This window comes from Brucella tritici, from assembly GCF_008932295.1.
In the GTDB taxonomy this organism is placed as follows: domain Bacteria; phylum Pseudomonadota; class Alphaproteobacteria; order Rhizobiales; family Rhizobiaceae; genus Brucella; species Brucella tritici.
In genome coordinates this window covers 114,505-136,939 of record NZ_WBWA01000002.1, presented here as the reverse complement: position 1 = coordinate 136,939, position 22,435 = coordinate 114,505, and the positions used below count along the sequence as shown (strand labels likewise).

Below are 22,435 nucleotides of genomic sequence, written 5' to 3'. Positions count from 1 at the left end.
CGGTAACCGGTTTCGGGATAAAGACATGCGTAAAAACAAACAGATAGAGCATTTCCAATGATTCAATCAAAACAGGAACTGCTCTAGTTTCGAGTGAATGTGAATAACAACAGGCCCGGCGGCATGCTGCCGGGCAATGGATCGGCTTTTTCGAAATTCTGGGCCGAAACTCTGGCCTGAAACTCTGGGAGGAGGAACAATGAAAAAAATAGTTTTGGGTTCGTTATTGGCGGCGGGCTTTGCCCTGTCTGCTCAAAGTGGGGCGCAGGCGGATACGCTTTCGACCGTGAAGGAGCGCGGCAAGATCAATTGCGGCGTCAGTCAGGGCGTTGCAGGCTTTTCGTCGCCCGACGATCAGGGAAAATGGACCGGCTTCGATATTGATTTCTGCCGCGCTGTATCGGCGGCAGTCTTCGGCGATCCTGACAAGGTGAGCTTCATACCGCTTTCGACCAAGGAGCGCTTCACTGCGTTGCAGTCGGGCACGGTCGATCTGCTTTCGCGCCAGACCACCTGGACACTTTCGCGCGATGCGGGCATGGGTGTCCATTTCGTCGGCACGGCCTATTATGACGGTCAGGGCTTCATGATCCGCAAGGATCTGGGCATCGATAGCGCGCTGAAACTCGACGGCGCGTCAGTCTGCACCGAACAGGGTACGACCACCGAACAGAACGCTGCCGATTATTTCAATGCCAACAATATCAAATATGAGCCGGTGGTGATCGATTCTGCCGATGGTATCCTGAAGGCGTTTGAAACGGGTCGCTGTGACGTTTACACGACCGATGCGTCCGCACTTTATGCGCAACGTCTGAAGCTTGCCGAACCCGATGCATTCACCGTTTTGCCGGAAGTGATTTCCAAGGAGCCGCTCGGACCTGCCGTCCGCCAGGGCGACGACAAATGGTTCAACATCGTTCGCTGGACCCTGTTTGCAATGCTTGAGGCTGAGGAACTGGGCATTACGCAGGCTTCGGCAGAGGCGGACCTCAATTCCAAGAAGCCGGACGTGCGCCGTTTCCTCGGTTCGGAAGGCGATAGCGGCCAGCAGCTCGGACTTGAGCCGAAATGGGCCTATAATATCGTCTCCAAGATCGGCAATTATGGTGAAATGTTCGAGCGCACGATCGGCAAGGGCAGCCTGCTCAAGATCGACCGCGGCATCAATGCGCTGTGGAACCAGGGCGGGCTGATGTACGCGCCGCCTGTAAAGTAAAGATCAGAGCCTTCTATGAAAAAGCCCCGGAAAACCGGGGCTTTTTGCTTTTATCTCTGCTTGGCGAGACCCTGCTCGCGCATCTGGCTGAGGCTCATCTTCGGTGAAAGCGCTTCGGGATCGATGCGGATTTCGATGAGGCCCGGCTTGCCGGACTTTTCGCAAGCCTCGAAGGCCGGTGCGAAATCAGCGGTCTTTTCCACCACTTCGCCATGCAGGCCATAGGCGCGTGCAAGCGCTGCGAAGTCGGGATTGGCAAGGCCGGTGCCGGAAACGCGGCCCGGATAGGTGCGTTCCTGATGCATGCGGATCGTGCCGTACATGCCGTTATTGACGACGATGAAGATGGCATTGGCGCCATATTGCGCCGCCGTTGCCAGTTCCTGACCGTTCATGAGGAAACAGCCGTCGCCCGCAAAAGCCACCACCGTGCGTTCCGGCGCGGTGAGCTTGGCTGCGACCGCAGCCGGTACGCCATAGCCCATCGAGCCGTTGGTGGGGGCCAACTGGCTGCGATAGGTACGGTACTGGTAGAAGCGGTGCGGCCAGGCGGAATAGTTGCCTGCGCCATTGGTGATGATGGCGTCGGCTGGCAGATGTGCGCGCAGCCATTCCATCACTTCGCCCATCTGCACATCGCCGGGGATGACCGGCGACTTGATGTTGTCGCGGTAATCGGCATTGGCGCTGTCGGTCCATGCCTTCCAGCGCGGATCGGCAACCGGCGCAAGCTTTGCCGCTGCCGCACAGAAGGCAGGCATGGAAGCATTGACCGGAACGTCTGCATGATAAACGCGGCCCAGTTCTTCTGCGCCCGGATGGATATGGACGAGCTTCTGCTGCGGCACCGGAATGGATACCAGTTCGTAGCCCTGCGTCGTCATTTCGCCGAGGCGGGCACCGATCACGATCAGCAGATCGGCATCGCGAACGCGCTGCGCCAGCTTGGGGCTGATCGAGGTTCCCATTTCGCCAGCATAAAGCGGGTGGGTGTTGTCGAACATATCCTGGCAGCGGAAAGACGCTGCGACGGGCAGGTGCATGTTTTCGGCAAATTTCTGCAGGTCGCCAATGGCTCTGGCATTCCAGCCGCCACCGCCGACGATCACCAGAGGCCGCTCGGCCTTTGAAAGCAGCGCCTGCATGTCCTGCAACTGGTTCGCACCCGGATGCATCTGAACCTGTTTAAAGGCTGGTGCGTCGCTGACGGCGGCATAGGATGTCAACATATCTTCCGGCAGGGCGATCACGACCGGGCCGGGACGTCCGTTGACGGCGCGGTGAAAGGCCTGACTGACGAGTTCCGGAATGCGGGCGGCGTCGTCGATCTGGACGACCCATTTGGCCATCTGGCCGAACATGCGACGGTAATCGATTTCCTGAAATGCCTCGCGCTCGACCTGATCGCTGGCGACCTGACCGATGAAGAGCAGCATCGGCGTTGAATCCTGAAAAGCCGTGTGCACGCCAACCGAGGCATTGGTTGCGCCTGGACCGCGTGTGACGAAGCAGATGCCGGGCTTGCCGGTCAGCTTGCCATAGGCTTCCGCCATATAGGCCGCGCCGCCTTCCTGCCGGCAGACGATCAGGTCAATCGCGTCGCTGGCATCATGAAAGGCGTCAAGCGCGGCGAGATAGCTCTCGCCGGGTACGCAGAAGACGCGGTCGGCCCCATGGATGCGCAGCGCATCCACCAAAATCTGGCCTCCGGTACGGGCATTGGGTTTGCTCGTCATTGTATGCATTTCCTCAATCTCACCATGTCTGGCTCGCCATTCCGGCTTACCTTGCAAGGGCGGTTTTTCCGCCTCTTTTCAAAAAGATCGTCCCGAAAATCCGGACAATTCATGTGTTTGGGGGAACGGGAACTCATGGTCAGACGCACCCAAATGGCCGACAGGTGCACCGGGCCTTAGTCTCGCGGCCGAGTTTTACCCTCAGCCGTCTGCTTTTCCTCCCAGTCAAGCACGCTGATATGAACATAGCCAGCGGTGCGAATACAGATTAAACATCATGACTAAACTGTATGAACTCATGATGCACCGGTATGGAGGAATGGCGATGGCCAGGGAAAACACAGGCAAGATCCGCGTCGGTATTGGCGGATGGGCCTATGAACCGTGGGACAAGAGCTTTTATCCTGAAAAGCTGTCGAAGAAGCGCCAGCTTGAATATGCTTCAAGCAAGCTCACATCCATCGAGATCAACAGCACCTATTATGGTCCGCAGAAGCCCACGACCTTCGCCAAATGGCACGATGAAACGCCGGAAGGTTTTGTGTTTTCATTGAAGGCACCGCGTTTTTCCACCAACCGCCGCGTGCTGGCGGAGGCGGGCGAAAGCATCGAGCGGTTCATGACCGGCGGCATGATGGAGCTGAAGGACAAGCTCGGCGTCGTCAACTGGCAGTTCATGGGAACAAAGAAGTTCGATCCCGTAGATTTCGAGGCTTTCTTGAAGCTTCTGCCGAAGCGTGTCGACGGGCGCGATGTGCGTCATGCGGTGGAAGTGCGCCACGACAGTTTCAATTCACCGGAGTTCATTGCCCTGCTGCGTGAATATGGTGTGGCCGTCGTGATTGCAGGCGACAGCGACTTTCCGCAGTTCGCCGATATGACCGCGCCTTTCGCCTATCTTCGCATCATGGGCACAGAAGAAAATGAACCGCTCGGCTATAGCGAAAGCCATCTCGACCAGTGGGCGGCGCGCGCCAAGGCGATTGCGGCGGGAGAGCTTCCCGAAGGACTGAAAACCGTCACGCCGCCTGTTGCCGATCATGTCGCCCGCGATGTCTACCTCTATGTCATCAGCGGCTATAAGGCGCATAATCCGCATGCGGCCATGGCCTTGATCGAAAGGACAAAATGATGCCTCGTGGCGACAGTTGATTTTCATCTGAGTCGCCCGAGCAATCATGTCAAAATTCGATCTTTCAGCGCTTGAAGCCTTCGTTCGTACCATTCCGCAGCATTATAAGGGGCCGGGCGGCGCTGTCGCGGTGCTGAAAGATGGCAAGGTCGTGTTGCGCCATGCATGGGGCTTTGCCGATCTTGCCGCGCGCAAGGCGATGACGCCTGAAACGCGCATGCCAATCTGCTCCGTCAGCAAGCAGTTCACCTGCGCCGTTCTGCTCGACAGTGTCGGCGAGCCGGAAGTTCTTGACGATGCGCTTGCCCGCTATCTCGACAAATTTGCGGAAAAGCGTCCCAGCGTGCGCGATCTGTGCAACAACCAGTCGGGCCTGCGTGACTACTGGGCGCTGACGGTTCTGTGCGGGGCCGATCCGGAAGGCGTCTTTATGCCCGAACAGGCACAAAGCCTGCTGCGCCGCCTGAAGACCACGCATTTTGCACCGGGCACGCATTATTCCTACTGCAATGGCAATTTCCGCATTCTGGCTGATTTGATCGAGCAGCATACAGGCCGTACGCTTATCGAACTTCTGTCGGAACGCATTTTTCAGCCTGCGGGCATGAAGACGGCGGAGCTTATCCCCGATACCGCGCTGTTCGACGAATGCATCGGCTATGAGGGCGATACGGTGCGCGGCTTCCTGCCTGCCGTCAATCGCCTCCACTGGATGGGCGATGCCGGCATCTGCGCGTCGCTTGACGACATGATTGCCTGGGAACAGTTCATCGATGCGACCCGCGACGACGAAAATGGAATCTATCGTCGCCTGAGCGGACCGCAGACTTTCAGCGATGGTGCAGCAGCGCCTTATGGTCTTGGCCTCAAATTCGAGGAAACAGGCGGCAAGCGACTGACCGGCCATGGCGGTGCTTTGCGCGGCTGGCGCAGCCAGCGCTGGCATTGCGCTGATGAGCGTCTCTCGGCAATCGCTTTGTTCAATTTTGAGGGCGGGGCGTCCGACGTCGCCTTCAAGCTGATGAATATTGCGCTTGGCGTTTCCACATCGGAACCGGTGCGGGTGGAAGCCGATGCCGCTTGGTTCGGTTCATGGCTCGACCATGAAACCGGCCTCGTGCTGAGCCTTGAAGATGCCGGACGCGGACGCATGAAGGCACGTTTCGGCACTGGCCCGGAAATGATGGACGTCGTGGGCGAGAACGAAGCGCGTTCCTCGATGACCACGATCCGCCGCGATGGCGACACGATCCATCTGGCGCGTGAGGATGAAAATCTGAGCCTCACGATGCAACGCCTGCAAGGTGCGGCGAAGCAGGATGTTGCGGGGCGTTATCGCAGCGACGAACTTGAGGCCGATCTTCTGATCGTCAATGAGGGCGGTGCTTTTTACGGGGCCTTTGAAGGATTTCTCGGCAAGAGCGATATGTATTCGCTCTATGAGGCGGGGCCGGATGTCTGGCTGCTGCCGGTGCAACGCTCGATGGATGCGCCGTCGCCGGGCGAATGGAAACTTGTCTTCCATCGCGATGCCAAAGGCGAGATAACAGGCATGACCGTCGGCTGCTGGCTGGCACGGCATGTGGACTACAGGAGAATTCAGGAATGAGCGAACTGAAAGTCAGAACCCGCGAGACGGGCGCCGTCGCAGAAATGCCGCATGGAAAGCTCCCCGTCATCACCACGCCGACCGGCGGCGTGGTCGAGCTCGTTACGAGTGTCAGTCAAGCGGGCTTCAATCCGCTCGATCTCATCTATTCGTCGGTCGCGGCCTGCATGGCGCTCAGCGCGCGCATTGCCGCAACCAAGCTCGAACTGAAGGAAAAGCTGACCGATGTGCGGGTGGAAGTGAAGGGCGACAAGGCGCATGAAGGACCGTCGCGTATCGAACGGTTCAACATCACCTTCCATTTCGGCGGTGATCTGACCGACGACGAAAAGCATCGTCTCGCCGAAATGGCTGAGGAAATCTGCACGGTCAGTAATACGCTGCGCGGCGAGCCGCAGTTTGATCTGAAGGTATCGTAACCTTCAGATCACATCCCGGATGCGATCGACGCCGAGCTTGATGACGCTTTCCATGGCCTGGCGTGCCTTCTGTGGATCACGCGACGCAATGGCGTGGGCAATGCGCAGGTGATTGGCCGCGCATTCGGCAATACCTTCCCGCGATGAGGCCGGAGACGAAAGCTGGAACGAGATTGCCAGCGCCGCCTCGATCAATCCGCTGACCGAGCGCATGAACGGATTGCCGGACATGCGCGCAATGGCCAGATGGAACTCCAGATCAACCTTGGCGATGGATTCAGGCGTGTGGTTCGGATCGTCGAACTTGGCGGCGAGCGCGTAAAGTTCGACAATCTCGTCGCTGGTGGCACGCTCTGCTGCGGCCGCTGCGGCTGCCGGTTCCAGCGCCATGCGCATTTCGGCCAGATGATCCACGAAGACTTCATCGAAGCCTGCCTCGAAGCGCCATGTCAGCACGTCGGGATCGAAGAAGTTCCAGCTTGCATGGCCCAGAACGCGTGTGCCAACCTTGGCCTTGGGTTCGATGAGGCGCTTGGCGGCAAGGGTTTTCATCGCCTCGCGCAGAACGGTGCGGGAAACGCCGAAGCGCAGCGACAATTCATGGTCTCCCGGAAGGATGGACCCTGCGGGAATGGTTCCCGCGACGATGCCACGGCCCAGTTCACCCACCACGACTGCGTGGCTGTTATGGCGCTTGCGTCCGGTTATGGCCGTTTCCAGCAATCCCAATTCAGGCCTCCTTCATTCGTTGCCTGGCTAGCTGTTTGTTTCAACGCGCATCTTGCCCGAAAACCGGTTCCCACTTTTCGGGATGCGCCTTAGATCAGAGAACCACGCAAGTCCTCGTTGCAGAGCAATGAACAGGAACAGCAATATACCGATTGCTATTTTCGTCCACCAGGAAGACAGCGTTCCGTCGAAAACAATGTAGGTCTGGATCAGCCCCTGTATGAGAATGCCGACGAATGTTCCGGCCACAAGGCCTGCGCCACCTGTCAGCAATGTCCCGCCGATCACCACCGAAGCGATGGCGTCCAGTTCTACCCCCACCGTCGCCAGCGAATAGCCGGACGACGTATAAAGCGTATAGACGATCCCGGCGAGGCCGGAAAGGATACCCGACATCGTATAGATGCCGATTGTCGTGCGGGCAATCGGAACGCCCATCAGCTCTGCCGACTGTTGGTTGCCGCCCAGCGCGTAGATATTGGCGCCGAACCGCGTGCGATGGGCGATGATGCCGCCGACAATGAAGACCGCAAGCATGACCATGGCGATGAATGTCAGCCTGCCGCCGCCCGGCAGGCGGAAATAAAGTCCCTGCAAGGTGTCGAGAAACGGATGCGCGATGGGCACGGATTGCGTCGAGATGAGGAAGGCCGCGCCGCGCGCCAGAAACATGCCCGCAAGCGTTGCTACGAAGGGTGGAATCCGCAAGAAATGGATCATCATGCCCATCCACGCCCCGAACAATGCCGCGATCACCAGTATGAGCGCGAAAGCCACAAGCGGATGCACGCCGAGCTGCCCGACCAGCACGGCGACGAAGACGCTGGTGAAGGCGATGACCGAACCGACCGACAGGTCGATGCCGCCGGAGAGGATCACGAATGTCATGCCGACGGCTGCAATGCCGAGGAAGGCATTGTCGGTCAGAAGGTTGCCGATCACCCGCGTCGACAGCATGTTCGGAAACTGGACGATGCAGATCGCATAGGCGAGCAGGAAAATTGCAACCGTGGTCAGGAAAGGCAGATTGCGCAGTGCTTTCATTGCCGTGCTCCCTGCTGGCTTTGGTGGACCGGATTGGCTCCATTGCCCTTGCGTTCCGAGCGCAGGAAGGTAATGAGCTGGACAATGGCCGGTGACTGGAAGGTGAGCACGATCACGATGATGACGGCCTTGATGATGAGGTTGAATTCCGGCGGAAAGCCCGCCATCAGGATGCCTGTGTTGATCGACTGGATGATGAGCGCACCGAGCAGCGAGGCCATGATCGAGAAGCGCCCGCCATTGAGCGAGGTGCCACCGATGACGACGGCCAGAATGGCGTCGAGTTCAAGCCACAGCCCGGCATTGTTGGCATCCGCGCCGCGAATATCCGCAGCCGCGATAAGCCCTGCAAGGGCAGCGCCAACGCCGGAAACCGCATAGACGCTGAACAGGAGAAAGCGGGCCTTGACCCCCGCCAGCATCGCTGCGCGACGGTTGATCCCGGTCGCCTCGATCAGGAAGCCAAGCGCACTGGTGCGGACTGCAATGCCCACGACCAGACCGGCCAGAATCCATATCAGGACCGGGATCGGAATGCTGAGGAAGGAGCCGGAGCCAAGCGCTGCAAAGGAATCATTGTTGAAGGTCAGGATCGCGCCTTCGGTGATAAGCTGTGCGATGCCGCGCCCTGCCACCATCAGGATAAGCGTCGCGATGATCGGCTGGATATCGAAGACCGCAACCAGAAAGCCGTTCCACAAGCCACACAGAAGGCCCACGCCAAGCGCTGCCGGAATGACGATTGCAAGCGGATAGCCCGCGACGATGAGCGATGCGGCAAAAGCACCGCTGATCGCCATGACCGCGCCGACCGACAGATCGATGCCACGCGTTGCGATTACCAGCGTCATGCCAACCGCCAGAATGGCAACGGGCGCTGCACGCACCAGAATATCGATCAGGCTTCCATAGAGCCGCCCGTTCTGGAAGGAAATGTCGAGAAAGCCGGGTGCGATGATGGTGTTCACCACCAGAATGAGCACAAGGGCGGCCAGTTGCGGCGCCAGTCTTTTGAGTTTTCTGGTCATGCGGGCAATCATGCTGCAGCTTCCTTTTCGCTTCCGGTCTCAGCGATTGCACGCACGATATTGTCGGCAGTGATTTCATCGCCCTTCAGTTCCGCCACATGGCGACGGTCGGACAGGACGATGACGCGATTGGCGACGGCGGCAAGCTCCTCGAATTCCGAAGAGATGATGACCAGAGACATGCCTTCAGCGCAAAGTTCGCCGATGAGCTTCAGGATTTCGGCATGGGCGCCGATATCGATGCCGCGCGTCGGTTCATCGAGGATCAGCAGGCGGGGATCGGTGGCAAGCCAGCGTGCCAGTATGGCCTTCTGCTGGTTGCCGCCGGACAGGAATTTGATCGGCTTGTCAGGATCCGGCGGGCGAATATCGAGCGCCTTGATGTAGCGCTGCGCAAGCGCCGTCTTCTCGCGCGACGAAATCGGTCTGGACCAGCCGCGCTTCGCCTGAACCGCCAGCGCAATGTTTTCCGCCATCGAGAAGTCACCGATGATGCCGTCTGTCTTGCGTTCTTCCGGACAGAAAGCGAAGCGCTCCGAAATGGCTGCAACAGGCGAGGGGAGCCTGGTTTCCTTTCCGTCGACGGTCAAGGTGCCACTATCGGTCTGATCGACGCCGAACATCAAAAGAGCAGTTTCGGTGCGGCCAGAACCGAGCAGCCCCGCAATGCCAACGGCTTCTCCGGGCTTGATCGAGAGATCGAACGGCGCAACGCTGCCCTTCTTGCCGAAGCCTGCAAAGCGGATCGGGGCCACCGTCTCGCGACTTACTTCCTCGGTGAGCTGGCGACGCACGGTTTCCTGCAACTGATGGCCGAGCATCATGGAAATCAGATCAGTGCGCGGCAGTTCCGACAGGTTGCGGCTGCCGACCAGCCATCCATTGCGCAGCACGGTGGCGCAATCGGCTATGGCATAGACCTGATCCACAAAATGGGTGATGACGACGATGCCGAGGCCTTCGGCCTTCAACTGGCGCAGCACGCCGAACAGCATCTCGACTTCGCGTGCGTCGAGGCTGGCGGTCGGTTCGTCGAGCACCAGTACCTTGCCCGAAAGGTCGACGGCGCGCGCGATCGCAATGATCTGCCGGATGGCGACCGAATAGGCGGACAGAGGCGCACCGACATCGATGCTGAGGCCGTAGCGGGAAAGAAGGTTCGCCGCATCCTTTTCCATCCGGCCTTGGTCAACCAGTCCGAAACGTTTCGGCTGGCGTCCCAGAAACAGGTTCTGTGCAACCGTCAGATTTTCGAGAAGGTTGACCTCCTGATAGACTGTGCCGATGCCAAGCGTCTGCGCTTCCGCCACGGAGGCGGGCGCAATCGGCTGGCCCTCAAGCAGGATCGAACCGTCGAAGCCATGATAGGCGCCGGTCAATATCTTGATGAGCGTGGATTTGCCAGCGCCGTTTTCGCCAAGCAATGCATGGATTTCACCCCGGTTGAGCATGAAATCGACATGGTCGAGCGCGGTCACGCCCAGAAAGGATTTGGTGATCGAACGGGCTTCAAGAAGCGGCATTGCGGCCGCCGATGGAGCGTCTTTTGCAGCCATGGCAGTCTTCCATTGCATTTTGCAAAGGTCATTCCGGGCCGCGACAAACGCGGCCCGAGGACGAGAGGATCAGTAGCCGAGACCCTTCTTGGCTTCATAGACGGCCTTCGGGTCGTCAGCCTGCGTGTAGAGCTTCGACTCCGTCTGGATCCACTTCGGCGGAACGGTGCCCTTGTCCTTGAAGGCTTCAATCGCGTCGAAGGCCGGGCCTGCCATGTTCGGCGTCAGTTCGACGGTCGCGTTGGCTTCGCCGTTCGCCATGGCCTGGAAGATGTCCGGCACGGAGTCGATCGACACGATCTTGATCTCGGTGCCCGGCTTCAAGCCAGCTTCCTTGATCGCCTGAATGGCGCCGACAGCCATATCGTCATTATGAGCGTAGACGGCGCAGATGTTCTTGCCGCCACCCTCGGCCTTGATGAAGCTTTCCATGACTTCCTTGCCCTTGGTGCGGGTGAAGTCACCCGTCTGCGAGCGGGAAATCTTGATGTTGTCGTGACCCTTGATGGCGTCTTCAAAGCCCTTCTTGCGGTTGATGGCGGGCGAGGAGCCGGTGGTGCCCTGAAGCTCAACCACATTGCACGGCTTGTCGCCCACATCCTTCACCAGCCAGTCGCCGGCGACCTTGCCTTCATGAACCTGATCGGAGGTAACGGCGGTCAGATAAAGGTCTTCCGGTGAATCGATCTGACGGTCGAGCAGGACGACCGGAATTTCGGCTTCCTTGGCTTCCTTCAGAACGGCGTCCCAACCCGTGGAGACCACCGGTGCGATGAGGATTGCATCGACCCCTTGAGCGATGAAGCCGCGAACGGCCTTGATCTGGTTTTCCTGCTTCTGTTGGGCATCGGCGAATTTCAGCGTGTAGCCGCGCTTTTCGGCTTCCTGCTTGGTCAAGGCCGTTTCTGCGGCACGCCAGCCCGATTCCGAACCGATCTGCGAAAAGCCAACCGTCAGTGATGCAGCGGATGCGCTCGAAATCAGGGCAAAAGACGATGCAGAGATCAGGGCGGCCGTCAGGACCGTCAAACTGCGTTTCATGATAGTTCCTCCCAATAAGGCCCTCCCGGCCTTCGCATTTATGAAGCATATAATATTACTTTATGGCAAGCGCCTTTCGACATTTCCCAACAAAATGCCGGTGCGACAAACGGGCAATATTCCCATTTATAAATATAAAACAATGGTTTGTGTTCGCTGTGCCCATCTGCTCTTCGTGAACTGCGCCTAGAGGGGCATCAGCTTGCTTGACAAAGCGGGTTACGGCAAAATAGTCATATTAATAACACGAACCGTAAATTGGCGCCTTATGGTGTTTTTCAAGCGGTCGGGGTGAATTCCGCAATGGGTATGCGGAAAATGGGAGGTTTAATGTTACGTCTGGTCCAGTTCCGCGATGAAAGCGGAGAAATGCGTGTGGCTGCCTGCAATGGTGAGGGAGCGGCGCATGTCGTCAAGGGCGTGGCAACGACCTATGAGCTGGCCACGGCGGCAATTGCAGCGGGTATCAGCCTTGAGGAGCAAGTCGCACGCAGCGGTAAGGGCGAGGCGGTCGATATTGACGCTGCTCTGGCTGCGGGCCGTGTCGGCCTGCCGATTACACATGCCGATCCGGCACATCTCATCGTTGCCGGTACTGGTTTGACGCATCTGGGCTCCGCCGATGGCCGCGACAAGATGCACAAGGCGGCGCAGGCTGCCGAAAAGCCAACCGATTCCATGCGCATGTTCCTGATGGGTGTCGAAGGTGGCAAACCGAAGCCGGGCGAGACCGGCGTGCAGCCGGAATGGTTCTACAAGGGTGATGGTTCCGCGCTGGTCGCGACCGGCGGCGAACTGGTTTCGCCTTCCTTCGCCGAAGACGGCGGCGAAGAGCCGGAGCTTGCAGGCATCTATATGATTGGCCCGGACGGTACGCCGTTCCGGCTCGGCTTCTGCCTTGCCAATGAATTTTCCGACCATGTGACCGAGAAGCAGAACTATCTCTGGCTTGCCCATTCCAAGCTGCGTCAGGCGTCGTTGGGGCCGGAGCTTTATGTGGGAGCGTTGCCTGACCACGTGGAAGGCGTTTCGCGCATTCGTCGCGGCAATGAGGTGATCTTCGAAAAGCCGTTCCTGTCGGGCGAAGCGAACATGTCGCACACGATTGCCAATCTGGAACACCATCATTTCAAATATGGGCTGTTCCGCCGTCCGGGCGATATTCATGTCCATTTCTTCGGCACGGCAACCTTGTCTTTTTCGGAGGGCGTGAAGACGGAAGCTGGTGACCAGTTCGAGATTTCCGCCAAGCCATTCCGCTATCCGCTGGTCAACAGGCTGGCGCAGGCGGCGGCCGAAAACGTTGTCGTGAAGGCACTCTGAAATGGCGGCGGAATCGAACATCGCTCTCGCAATCGTCGGTCTGGGCAAGATCGCGCGTGACCAGCATCTGCCGTCCATTGAAGCCGTTGATGGCATTGAGCTGAAAGCCATTGCCAGCCGCAATGCGGGGCTGGATGGCCTGCCGTCTTTTCATGATATCGATGAGTTGCTTGGCAGCGATGTCGCCATTGAAGCGGTGTCGCTCTGCACGCCGCCGCAAGGGCGCTTTAGCCAGGCCTACGCCGCCTTGAAGGCGCGCAAGCATGTGATGCTGGAGAAGCCTCCGGGCGCGACCATTTCGGAAGTGCAGGCGCTGGAGCGTCTTGCGCAAGCGGAAGATGTAACGCTTTACGCCACCTGGCATTCACGCGAGGCGGCAGCGGTCGAACCGGCACGGGAATTTCTGAACGATGCGGAAATCCGCTCGGTTTCGGTCACGTGGAAGGAGGATGTCCGCCACTGGCATCCGGGCCAGCAATGGATATGGGAGCCGGGTGGACTTGGCGTGTTTGATCCTGGCATCAATGCGCTTTCCATCGTCACGCATATCCTGCCCGAACGCTTTTTCCTGACGCAGTCCGATCTGTACTTTCCTGAAAACCGTGCGGCACCCATTGCAGCCGACCTCCAGTTTCAGACCGAAAGCGGCATTCCGGTTTCGTTCGAGCTGGACTGGCGGCAGACAGGCCCGCAGACCTGGGATATTCGTGTGGAGACCGATAAGGGCACGGTTCTGCTCAGCCATGGAGGCAGCCGCCTGACCATTGCCGGGACCGAGAAAATGGCCGAGCCGGACCGCGAATATCAACGACTTTACAAGCGTTTCGTGCAATTGATCGGCGCGGGGCGGTCGGATGTCGATCTCGCTCCGCTGACCCATGTGGCCGATGCGTTTCTGCTTGGAAAGCGGCATGTGGTTGAAGCATTTGAAGATTAAAGCGCATCCCGAAAAGTGTGAAACAGTTTTCGGACAAGATGCGCGATGAACCAAACATTTGGAATGTCGATCTGATTTTAAGGATCGGCGTCGAAGGAATCGAGACCGCTTTCTGGTCTCTCACCCACGCAGGACAATGAAATGAACAAGCCCGTCTCTCCGAAAACGCCAAAGCTCCGCTCTCGCGCCTGGTTCGACAATCCTGATAACGTCGATATGACGGCGCTCTATCTGGAGCGCTACATGAACTATGGCCTGAGCCAGGAAGAGCTGCAGTCCGGTCGTCCGATTATCGGCATTGCGCAGACGGGTTCCGACCTCTCACCTTGCAACCGTCATCATCTGGAACTCGCCAAGCGCGTCCGCGAGGGCGTTCGTGAGGCAGGCGGTATCGTTATCGAATTTCCGGTTCATCCTATTCAGGAAACCGGCAAGCGCCCGACCGCTGGTCTGGACCGCAATCTTGCCTATCTTGGCCTCGTGGAAGTGCTTTACGGCTATCCGCTCGATGGCGTCGTGCTGACAATCGGTTGTGACAAGACCACGCCTGCCTGCCTGATGGCAGCGGCGACGGTCAATATTCCAGCTATCGCGCTCTCGGTCGGCCCAATGCTCAATGGCTGGTTCCGCGGCGAACGCACAGGTTCCGGCACTATCGTCTGGAAGGCGCGCGAGCTGCTTGCCAAGGGCGAAATCGACTATCAGGGCTTCGTCAAGCTCGTTGCTTCCTCGGCTCCATCGACCGGCTATTGCAATACGATGGGCACGGCCACGACGATGAATTCGCTCGCCGAAGCGCTCGGCATGCAGCTTCCGGGCTCCGCCGCCATTCCTGCTCCTTATCGTGACCGTCAGGAAGTTGCTTATCTTTCGGGACGCCGCATCGTGGAAATGGTGCATGAGGATTTGAAGCCATCGGACATTCTGACCAAGGATGCCTTTGTCAATGCCATCCGCGTCAATTCCGCTATCGGCGGTTCGACCAATGCGCCGATCCATCTGAACGCGCTTGCGCGCCATGTCGGCGTGGAGCTGACGGTCGATGACTGGCAGAAATATGGCGAGGAAATTCCGCTTCTGGTCAATCTCCAACCCGCCGGTGAATATCTCGGCGAGGACTATTACCATGCCGGTGGCGTACCGGCCGTCGTCAACCAGTTGATGGGGCAGGGCCTTATCAATGAGGATGCGATGACCGTCAACGGCAAGACCATCGGCGAGAACTGCAAGAACGCGAGCATTGAAGACGGCAATGTCATCAAGACCTACGACCAGCCGCTGAAGAAGCATGCCGGTTTCCGCGTGTTGCGCGGCAATCTGTTCTCGTCGGCGATCATGAAGCTCAGCGTGATTTCGGACGAGTTCCGTAACCGCTACCTGTCCGACGACAAGGACCCGAATGCCTTTGAAGGCAAGGCGGTCGTGTTTGACGGACCGGAAGATTATCATCATCGCATCGACGATCCGGCGCTGGAAATCGACGAGAATACGGTGCTGTTCATGCGCGGCGCTGGCCCGATCGGTTATCCGGGTGCGGCGGAAGTCGTCAACATGCGCGCCCCGGATTATCTTTTGAAGAAGGGCATCACTTCGCTGCCATGCATCGGCGACGGTCGCCAGTCGGGCACGTCGGGTTCGCCTTCGATCCTCAACGCCTCACCGGAAGCTGCCGCTGGCGGTGGTCTGGCAATTCTCAAGACCGGCGACCGCGTGCGTATCGATCTTGGTCGCGGCAGCGCGGACATTCTGATCTCTGACGAAGAGCTGGCGGAGCGTCGCAAGGCGCTGGAAGCTGCCGGTGGCTACAAATATCCGGAAAGCCAGACGCCGTGGCAGGAAATCCAGCGCGCGGTTGTCGGCCAGATGGAAACCGGTGCGGTTCTCGAAAACGCGGTCAAGTATCAGGACATCGCGCATACGCGTGGCCTGCCGCGAGATAACCACTAAGGTTCCCCGGATGGCTCTCGATAAAAAGCCATTCGCGGCAGTTGCGGACTGGGGCACCACCCGGTTCCGCCTCTGGACGCTGGATGCCGATGGCAATGTGCTGGGCGAAAGCCGTGGCGATGACGGCCTGTTGCAGGCAAAGGAAGCCGGTTTCGAGCCAACGCTCGAACGGCACCTTGCTTCTGTCGACGCGCCGGATGATCTGCCCGTGGTGATCTGCGGCATGGCCGGATCGCGGACCGGCTGGATTGAAGCACCCTATATGAGCCTGCCCGCTGGTCTGGATGGCATCGTGAAGGCTGCGGTGCGCGTGCCTGCGCGCCGTCACGTCATCATGCTGCCGGGTGTTGCGCGTCGGGACGAAACGGCGCCCGATGTTATGCGCGGCGAGGAGACGAAGCTTCTTGGACTTGTGCATCGTGGAACACGGGATGCTGTAGTGGTGATGCCCGGCACTCATGCCAAATGGGTGCGGATTGCCGATGGCGGTCTTGCCGATTACCGAACCTTCATGACCGGCGAAATGTTCGCCCTTTTGAAGGACAAGTCGGTACTGGCCGGTGCGCTGGAAGGTGCGGGTGCGGTGGAGCCGAATGGTGAGGCTTTTGCGGCCGGTGTCAGAGCGTCACTCGAAAACCCGGCGCTGATTTCCAATGCGCTTTTTTCCATTCGCGCAGGCTGGCTCGTGCATGATCGCAAGCCGACCGACCAGCAGGCTCGTTTGTCGGGCTTGTTGATCGGGCTGGAAGTCGCAGGCGGGCGTACGCTTTACGGCAAACCCGAAGAAGTACTGCTCCTCTCGGACGACACAATGGGCGCGCTCTATGCCAGCGCGCTTGAAATCGCAGGGCTGACAGTCAGGCGCGTTGCAGCCGATGAGCTGGTGCGTGACGGTCTGTTTATGGCCGCAAAACACGCTTTCGGAGGAGCGGAACAATGAGCGACCGCATCGCATGGCCAAAGCTGCGCTATCCGCTGGTCGCTATCCTGCGCGGTATTCGTCCGGAAGAGACGGAAGCAATCGTTGGTGCACTGATCGAGACCGGTTTTGAGGCGATTGAAATTCCGCTCAATTCGCCGGAGCCTTTCGTTTCGATTGAGAAGGCGGCGAAGCTTGCGCCTGCGGGCGTGTTGATCGGGGCCGGGACCGTATTGAGCGTCGAAGATGTGGACCGTCTCAACGATGTCGGCGGCAGGCTTCTGGTCAGCCCCAATGTCGAGCCGGATGTCATCCGCCGTGCCGGACAGCACGGCATGGTGACGATGCCGGGCGTGTTCACGCCGACGGAAGCCTTTTCGGCAATCCGGGCAGGTGCATCGGCGCTGAAATTCTTTCCGGCCAGCGTGCTGGGCGCGGACGGTATCAAGGCTATATGCGCCGTCTTGCCGAAGGATATTCCGGTGGGCGCCGTGGGCGGTGTTTCAGAGGCTGATTTTGCGACCTATCGGGCTGCGGGAGTGAGCTGCTTTGGCCTCGGTTCCAGTCTTTACAAGGCCGGATTGACGGTCGCTGAGGTTCGCGAACGCGCTGAACGCGCGGTTGCGGCATGGGACAAGATCGCGGACTGAGGAGGCTCGCGATTGAAGGAATTCCGCATGGCCGGAAGGCGGGGGCGGAAATTTTGGGAGAACGACAGGCGGAAAAGCCTGTCCCAATTTGGGAGTGAGACAATGGCAGGCATGAAATCTCTAACACTGGCAGTCGCGATGGCCGCGCTTGCCTTTAGCGGTCTGGCGCATGCGGAAGACAAGGGTCTTGTCGCCGTCGCCATGCCGACGAAGTCTTCGGCACGCTGGATTGCCGATGGCGACAACATGGTCAAGGTGCTGAAGGAACGCGGCTACCAGACCGATCTTCAATATGCTGAAGACGATCTACCTAACCAGCTGGCGCAGATCGAAAACATGGTGACCAAGGGCGCCAAGGTTCTCGTCGTTGCATCCATCGACGGCACGACGCTTTCCGATGTTCTGGCCAAGGCACATGATGCGGGCATCAAGGTTATCGCCTATGATCGCCTCATCCGCGATACGCCGAATGTCGATTATTATGCGACCTTCGACAATTTCCAGGTTGGCGTGCTGCAGGCCCAATCCATCGAAACCGCGCTGGACCTCAAGAACAAGCCGGGTCCGTTCAATGTCGAGCTTTTCGGCGGTTCGCCGGACGATAACAACGCCTACTTCTTCTACAACGGCGCGATGTCCGTTCTGCAGCCTTATATCGATAGCGGCAAAGTCGTTATCGGCAGCGGCCAGACCGGCATGGACAAGGTCGCAACGCTGCGCTGGGACGGTGCAACAGCTCAGGCCCGCATGGATTCGATCCTTTCGGCCTATTATTCCGACAAGAAACTCGATGCAGTCCTGTCGCCTTATGACGGCATCTCCATCGGTATCCTGTCGTCCCTCAAGGGTGTAGGCTATGGCAGTGGCGACATGCCGATGCCAGTCGTTTCGGGTCAGGACGCGGAAGTGCCTTCGGTGAAGTCGATCCTCGCTGGCGAACAGAATTCGACCATCTTCAAGGATACCCGCGAACTCGCCAAGGTCACGGTTGACATGGTCGATGCGCTGATGACCGGCAAGGAGCCGGAAGTCAACGACACCAAGACCTATGACAATGGCGTCAAGGTCGTGCCGTCCTATCTGCTCAAGCCGGTGATCGTCGACAAGTCGAACTGGAAGCAGGTTCTGGTCGATAGCGGTTACTACAAGGAAGACCAGATCCAGTAATGCGGTTTTGGGCGTATCGGAGGATATGCCCGTAACCTTTCTGCATGCCATTGCCCCAAATCCCCGGCCCTTCGGCTGGGGTAGGCTCGACGGTTGACAGCGTTGTCTTTTCGTTGAGGGCAATGGCAAAGCAGATTTGTAATGGGAGCGAGCGATGAATGTAGCCAATCCTGTCCTGCGCGAGCAGCCAGACGGTGAGCCGGAAATTGCCGGTAAGCCGCTTCTGGAAATGCGCGGCATCAGCAAGTCCTTCGGTGTCGTCAAAGCGCTGAGCGATGTCAATTTCACGGTCATGCCGGGCGAAATTCACGCCTTTGTCGGCGAGAACGGAGCAGGCAAATCGACCTTGATGAAGGTCCTGTCAGGCGTTTATCCGCATGGCAGCTACGAGGGGTCGATTTTCTTCGACGGAGAAGAACGGCAGTTTCGCGACATCAACGATTCCGAGGCGCTTGGCATTGTCATCATCCATCAGGAGCTGGCGCTCATACCGCTCATGACGATTGCCGAGAACATTTTCCTCGTCAATCCGCCGGCAAGCTACGGCGTCATCGACCGCAGCACGGTGCACAAGCGCACCCGCGAACTTTTGCAGAAGGTCGGCCTGTCTGAATCGCCCGATACGCTCGTCACCGATATTGGTGTCGGCAAGCAGCAGCTTGTCGAAATCGCCAAGGCATTGTCGAAGCGCGTGCGGCTTCTGATCCTGGATGAACCAACCGCAAGCCTCAACGAGACGGACAGCGCGGCATTGCTGGCGCTTCTGCGCGAGTTTCGCGCGCAGGGCATCACGTCGATCCTCATTTCGCACAAGCTCAATGAAATCCGCGAGGTTGCCGACAAGATCACTGTGCTGCGCGATGGCAAGGCTGTGGCGACACTTGATTGCAATGCGGGCGAGGTTGAGGAAGACGACATCATTCGCAAGATGGTCGACCGCGATCTGGAAAGTCGTTACCCGAAGCGCGATCCGAAGGTCGGCGAGGTGATCTTCGAAGTCGACAACTGGTCAGTGCATCACCCGCTGCATCCAGAACGGCACTCGGTCAAGAACGTGTCGTTCAAAGTCAGGGCAGGCGAGATCGTCGGCATTGCCGGATTGATGGGCGCAGGCCGCACAGAATTCGCCATGAGCCTGTTCGGGCGTTCATGGGGCACCAATATCAGCGGCGAGGCGCGCATCAACGGCAACAACGCCGATATTTCCACTGTGGCGCGGGCCATCAAGGCGGGGCTTGCCTATGTGACCGAGGATCGCAAGAAGCTCGGCCTCGTCCTGGGCGAAAACATTTCGCGCAACATCTCTCTCGCGCATTTACGCGGTGTCAGCCCGAAAGGCATCATCGACGATATTCGCGAAATGAAGATCGCGAACTCCTATCGCGAGCAGATGAGCATTCGCTGCCACAACGTCTATCAGGAGACAGGCACGCTTTCGGGCGGCAACCAGCAGAAGGTGGTGCTGTCGAAGTGGCTCTTCACCGGGCCTGACGTGCTGATCCTTGATGAACCGACGCGCGGCATCGATGTCGGCGCGAAGTACGACATCTATACGATCATCAATTCACTGGCGGATAGCGGCAAGGGCGTGGTCGTCATTTCTTCGGAAATGCCGGAGCTGATCGGCATCTGCGACCGCATCGTCGTCATGCATGAAGGTGCCTTTGTCGGCGAAGTCGCCGGCGAGGAAGCAACGCAGGAAAACATCATGCGCGCCATCATGCGGAACAAGGGAAAACGGCAATGAGCGAGAATATCATCGGAAGCAGTGGATCGAAAGCTCCGGCGAGCAGCGTGGGGCGTTATCTCAAGAACAATCTGCGCGAATCCGGCATGCTGATCTCGCTGGTCGCGATCATGATCTTCTTCCAGATCGTGACTGGCGGCGTGCTGATGAAGCCGCTGAACCTTACCAATCTGGTCCTGCAGAACAGCTATATCGTCATCATGGCGCTCGGTATGCTGCTCATTATCGTCACCGGCCACATCGACCTTTCGGTTGGCTCTGTCTGCGGGTTTATCGGTGCGCTTGCTGCTGTGATGATGGTCAAATGGGGCGTGCCGTTTCCCATCGCAGCCATATTGTGCCTGCTGGCAGGCGGCATTATCGGTGCGATGCAGGGCTTTTGGGTCGCCTATTTCAATATTCCGTCCTTCATCGTCACATTGGCAGGCATGCTGGTCTTCAAGGGCCTCATGCTTGCCGTGCTTGGCGGACAATCGGTCGGCCCGTTCCCGGTCGTGTTCCAGAAACTCTCGTCCGGCTTCATTCCTGAAATCATCGGCACGACAGGCGGCGTCTATCTGACGTCGCTCATCATCGGCGTGCTGCTGGCAGGCTTCATGATCTGGCAGAATGTGAAATCGCGTCAGCGTCATATCGCGCATGAAGTGGAAACCGAGCCCTTTGGCCTGTTCGTCATCAAAAACGTCCTGTTTTTTGCAGCGATTGCCTATCTGTCGTTGCTGATTTCCATGCATCGCGGCTTGCCGAACGTCCTCATCATCATGGCCGTTCTGATTGCAGCCTATGCGTTTCTTACCAATCGGACCGTACTTGGGCGGCAGATTTATGCGGTTGGCGGCAACCGCCATGCGGCCAAGCTTTCCGGGGTGAAGACCGAACGGCTGACCTTCCTCGCTTTCGTCAATATGGGCGTACTGGCAGCTCTCGCCGGTCTGGTTTTCGCGGCGCGCCTGAATACGGCAACGCCCAAGGCCGGTATCGGCTTCGAGCTGGACGTGATCGCGGCCTGCTTTATCGGCGGTGCTTCCGCCTATGGCGGTGTGGGTCGTGTGACAGGTGCCGTGATCGGCGCGCTCATCATGGGCGTGATGAACAACGGCATGTCGATCCTCGGCATCGGTATCGACTATCAGCAGGTCATCAAGGGTATCGTGTTGCTGGGTGCGGTCTGTATCGACGTCTACAACCAGAAGCGCTGATGTTCTGACTCTGGCGGCCTGCAAAGGAGGCCAGCGTCACATGTTTCAGCGGCTTCGCCGTCGGGGGGCGGGCGAAGCTCCAGACCGCGCCGGAAGCAATTCCGGCGCGGTTCTGTTTTGTTAGATCGCCGTGCGGCGGGCGTGATCAAGATAAATCTCACGCAAGCGCTGGGCCACTGGTCCTGGCTTGCCAGTGCCGATGGTCTTCTCGTCGATGACGGTGATCGGTGTGACGAATGTGCCTGCGCTGGTAAGGAAGGCTTCCTTGGCCGCGTAGGCTTCATCGATGGTGAAGAGGCGCTCTTCCAGCTTCATGCCGGTCTCGGCGATCAGTTGCAGCAGCGACATGCGCGTGCAGCCGGGCAGGATGGAATTGCTATTCGGGCGCGTGACGACGACATCGTCTTTGGTCAGGATATAGGCGGTGGACGATGCGCCTTCAGTCACATAGCCGTCTTCGATCATCCATGCTTCGTCGCAACCGGCATTCTTGGCGATTTCCTTGGCGAGTGCCTGCGGCAACAGGCAGACCGTCTTGATGTCGCGGCGCTTCCAGCGCAGGTCGTCCAGCGAAAGCACGCGGGCACCGGTTTTCAATGCGGGCTTGTCGAGCAGATTGGCTTCCTGTGTGAACAGGACGACTGATGGCTTCATGCCCTTTGCAGGTATGAAATCGCGGTCGCGTCCGTCGCCGCGCGTCACTTGCAGATAGACCAGACCTTCGGTCAGATTGTTGCGGCGGATCAACTCGCGCTCAATGGCCACGATCTCGTCTTCGTTCATCGGCATCGGAATGCCGATCTCGCCGGTCGAGCGGCGCAGGCGTCGCATATGGGGCTCGCTGTCGATGAGCTTGCCTTCCAGCACGGCGGTTACTTCGTAAATACCGTCACCGAACAGGAAGCCACGATCAAAGATGGAAATGCGCGCATCGTGGGCGGTGACATATTCGCCGTTGACATAGACGATGCGGTTTTCGAGTTCTTCTGCTGAAACGGCCATGATGGAATGTGTCCTGAAACGAAGAGACTGC

The 22,435-nt window shown here is 58.6% G+C and carries 19 protein-coding genes; 12 read left to right on the top strand and 7 right to left on the bottom strand.

Annotated features, from left to right (window positions below; genetic code table 11):
* The first annotated feature begins 199 nt into the window (after positions 1–199).
* Positions 200–1,219, top strand: coding sequence for an amino acid ABC transporter substrate-binding protein (locus F9K91_RS02805; RefSeq protein ID WP_061345798.1), 1,020 nt, complete (start codon positions 200–202; stop codon positions 1,217–1,219).
* 50 nt (positions 1,220–1,269) lie between these two features.
* Here F9K91_RS02805 and F9K91_RS02800 read toward each other — a convergent pair whose 3' ends face one another.
* Complete coding sequence (locus F9K91_RS02800) at positions 1,270–2,955, bottom strand: thiamine pyrophosphate-binding protein (RefSeq protein WP_151677144.1); 1,686 nt, start codon at positions 2,953–2,955, stop codon at positions 1,270–1,272.
* Between the two features lie 325 nt (positions 2,956–3,280).
* On the opposite strand from F9K91_RS02800, the gene F9K91_RS02795 reads away from it, so the two are divergent.
* Genes F9K91_RS02795 through F9K91_RS02785 form a run of 3 tightly spaced genes read left to right on the top strand, consistent with a single transcriptional unit; the run spans position 3,281 to position 6,115 of the window.
* Positions 3,281–4,087: a DUF72 domain-containing protein gene (locus F9K91_RS02795; RefSeq protein ID WP_151555997.1), complete on the top strand. Its 807-nt coding sequence runs from the start codon at positions 3,281–3,283 to the stop codon at positions 4,085–4,087.
* A gap of 46 nt (positions 4,088–4,133) precedes the next feature.
* Positions 4,134–5,696, top strand: a complete 1,563-nt coding sequence (locus tag F9K91_RS02790) for a D-aminopeptidase (protein ID WP_151677143.1) — start codon at positions 4,134–4,136, stop codon at positions 5,694–5,696.
* Positions 5,693–6,115 (top strand): OsmC family protein, encoded by a 423-nt coding sequence (locus F9K91_RS02785; RefSeq protein WP_151652601.1) that lies wholly within the window; start codon positions 5,693–5,695, stop codon positions 6,113–6,115. The genes F9K91_RS02790 and F9K91_RS02785 overlap by 4 nt, the downstream gene beginning before the upstream one ends.
* Before the next feature lie 3 nt (positions 6,116–6,118).
* On the opposite strand, the gene F9K91_RS02780 is transcribed toward F9K91_RS02785, so the two are convergent.
* The 5 genes from F9K91_RS02780 to ytfQ all read right to left on the bottom strand — a co-directional run bounded on the left by F9K91_RS02780 (position 6,119) and on the right by ytfQ (position 11,513).
* Positions 6,119–6,844: a FadR/GntR family transcriptional regulator gene (locus F9K91_RS02780; RefSeq protein WP_151555994.1), complete on the bottom strand. Its 726-nt coding sequence runs from the start codon at positions 6,842–6,844 to the stop codon at positions 6,119–6,121.
* 27 nt (positions 6,845–6,871) lie between these two features.
* Positions 6,872–7,888, bottom strand: a complete 1,017-nt coding sequence (yjfF, locus tag F9K91_RS02775) for a galactofuranose ABC transporter, permease protein YjfF (RefSeq protein ID WP_061345803.1) — start codon at positions 7,886–7,888, stop codon at positions 6,872–6,874.
* Complete coding sequence (locus tag F9K91_RS02770; protein ID WP_151677142.1) at positions 7,885–8,928, bottom strand: ABC transporter permease; 1,044 nt, start codon at positions 8,926–8,928, stop codon at positions 7,885–7,887. Before F9K91_RS02770 ends, yjfF begins: the two co-directional genes overlap by 4 nt.
* On the bottom strand, positions 8,925–10,472 hold the full coding sequence (locus F9K91_RS02765; protein ID WP_151677141.1) for a sugar ABC transporter ATP-binding protein: 1,548 nt from the start codon (positions 10,470–10,472) through the stop codon (positions 8,925–8,927). The genes F9K91_RS02770 and F9K91_RS02765 overlap by 4 nt, the downstream gene beginning before the upstream one ends.
* A 69-nt stretch (positions 10,473–10,541) precedes the next feature.
* Positions 10,542–11,513, bottom strand: coding sequence for a galactofuranose ABC transporter, galactofuranose-binding protein YtfQ (gene ytfQ, locus F9K91_RS02760; RefSeq protein ID WP_151555990.1), 972 nt, complete (start codon positions 11,511–11,513; stop codon positions 10,542–10,544).
* A 330-nt stretch (positions 11,514–11,843) separates the two neighbouring features.
* Between ytfQ and araD1 the strand changes: the two genes are divergently transcribed.
* From araD1 to mmsB, 8 genes are all read left to right on the top strand, one after another.
* A complete protein-coding gene (gene araD1, locus F9K91_RS02755; RefSeq protein WP_151555989.1) occupies positions 11,844–12,836 on the top strand; it encodes an AraD1 family protein in 993 nt (330 codons plus the stop codon).
* A 1-nt stretch (position 12,837) separates the two neighbouring features.
* Positions 12,838–13,773 carry a Gfo/Idh/MocA family protein gene (locus F9K91_RS02750; protein ID WP_151555988.1) on the top strand — a complete coding sequence of 312 codons (936 nt, stop codon included), beginning with the start codon at positions 12,838–12,840 and terminating at the stop codon, positions 13,771–13,773.
* 141 nt (positions 13,774–13,914) lie between these two features.
* On the top strand, positions 13,915–15,720 hold the full coding sequence (locus tag F9K91_RS02745; protein WP_151652598.1) for an IlvD/Edd family dehydratase: 1,806 nt from the start codon (positions 13,915–13,917) through the stop codon (positions 15,718–15,720).
* A gap of 10 nt (positions 15,721–15,730) precedes the next feature.
* The gene (locus F9K91_RS02740; RefSeq protein ID WP_151652597.1) at positions 15,731–16,660 is read left to right on the top strand and encodes a 2-dehydro-3-deoxygalactonokinase; all 930 of its coding nucleotides are present in this window, start codon (positions 15,731–15,733) and stop codon (positions 16,658–16,660) included.
* Positions 16,657–17,289, top strand: a complete 633-nt coding sequence (locus tag F9K91_RS02735) for a 2-dehydro-3-deoxy-6-phosphogalactonate aldolase (protein WP_151652596.1) — start codon at positions 16,657–16,659, stop codon at positions 17,287–17,289. Before F9K91_RS02740 ends, F9K91_RS02735 begins: the two co-directional genes overlap by 4 nt.
* Before the next feature lie 102 nt (positions 17,290–17,391).
* Complete coding sequence (chvE, locus tag F9K91_RS02730; RefSeq protein ID WP_151677140.1) at positions 17,392–18,456, top strand: multiple monosaccharide ABC transporter substrate-binding protein; 1,065 nt, start codon at positions 17,392–17,394, stop codon at positions 18,454–18,456.
* A 154-nt stretch (positions 18,457–18,610) separates the two neighbouring features.
* Positions 18,611–20,203: a multiple monosaccharide ABC transporter ATP-binding protein gene (mmsA, locus tag F9K91_RS02725; RefSeq protein WP_061345812.1), complete on the top strand. Its 1,593-nt coding sequence runs from the start codon at positions 18,611–18,613 to the stop codon at positions 20,201–20,203.
* The gene (gene mmsB, locus F9K91_RS02720) at positions 20,200–21,402 is read left to right on the top strand and encodes a multiple monosaccharide ABC transporter permease (RefSeq protein WP_061345813.1); all 1,203 of its coding nucleotides are present in this window, start codon (positions 20,200–20,202) and stop codon (positions 21,400–21,402) included. The genes mmsA and mmsB overlap by 4 nt, the downstream gene beginning before the upstream one ends.
* Positions 21,403–21,522: 120 nt before the next feature.
* Here the strand turns inward: mmsB and F9K91_RS02715 are convergent, their stop codons facing one another.
* The gene (locus tag F9K91_RS02715) at positions 21,523–22,404 is read right to left on the bottom strand and encodes a D-amino-acid transaminase (RefSeq protein WP_151652594.1); all 882 of its coding nucleotides are present in this window, start codon (positions 22,402–22,404) and stop codon (positions 21,523–21,525) included.
* Positions 22,405–22,435 lie beyond the last annotated feature (31 nt).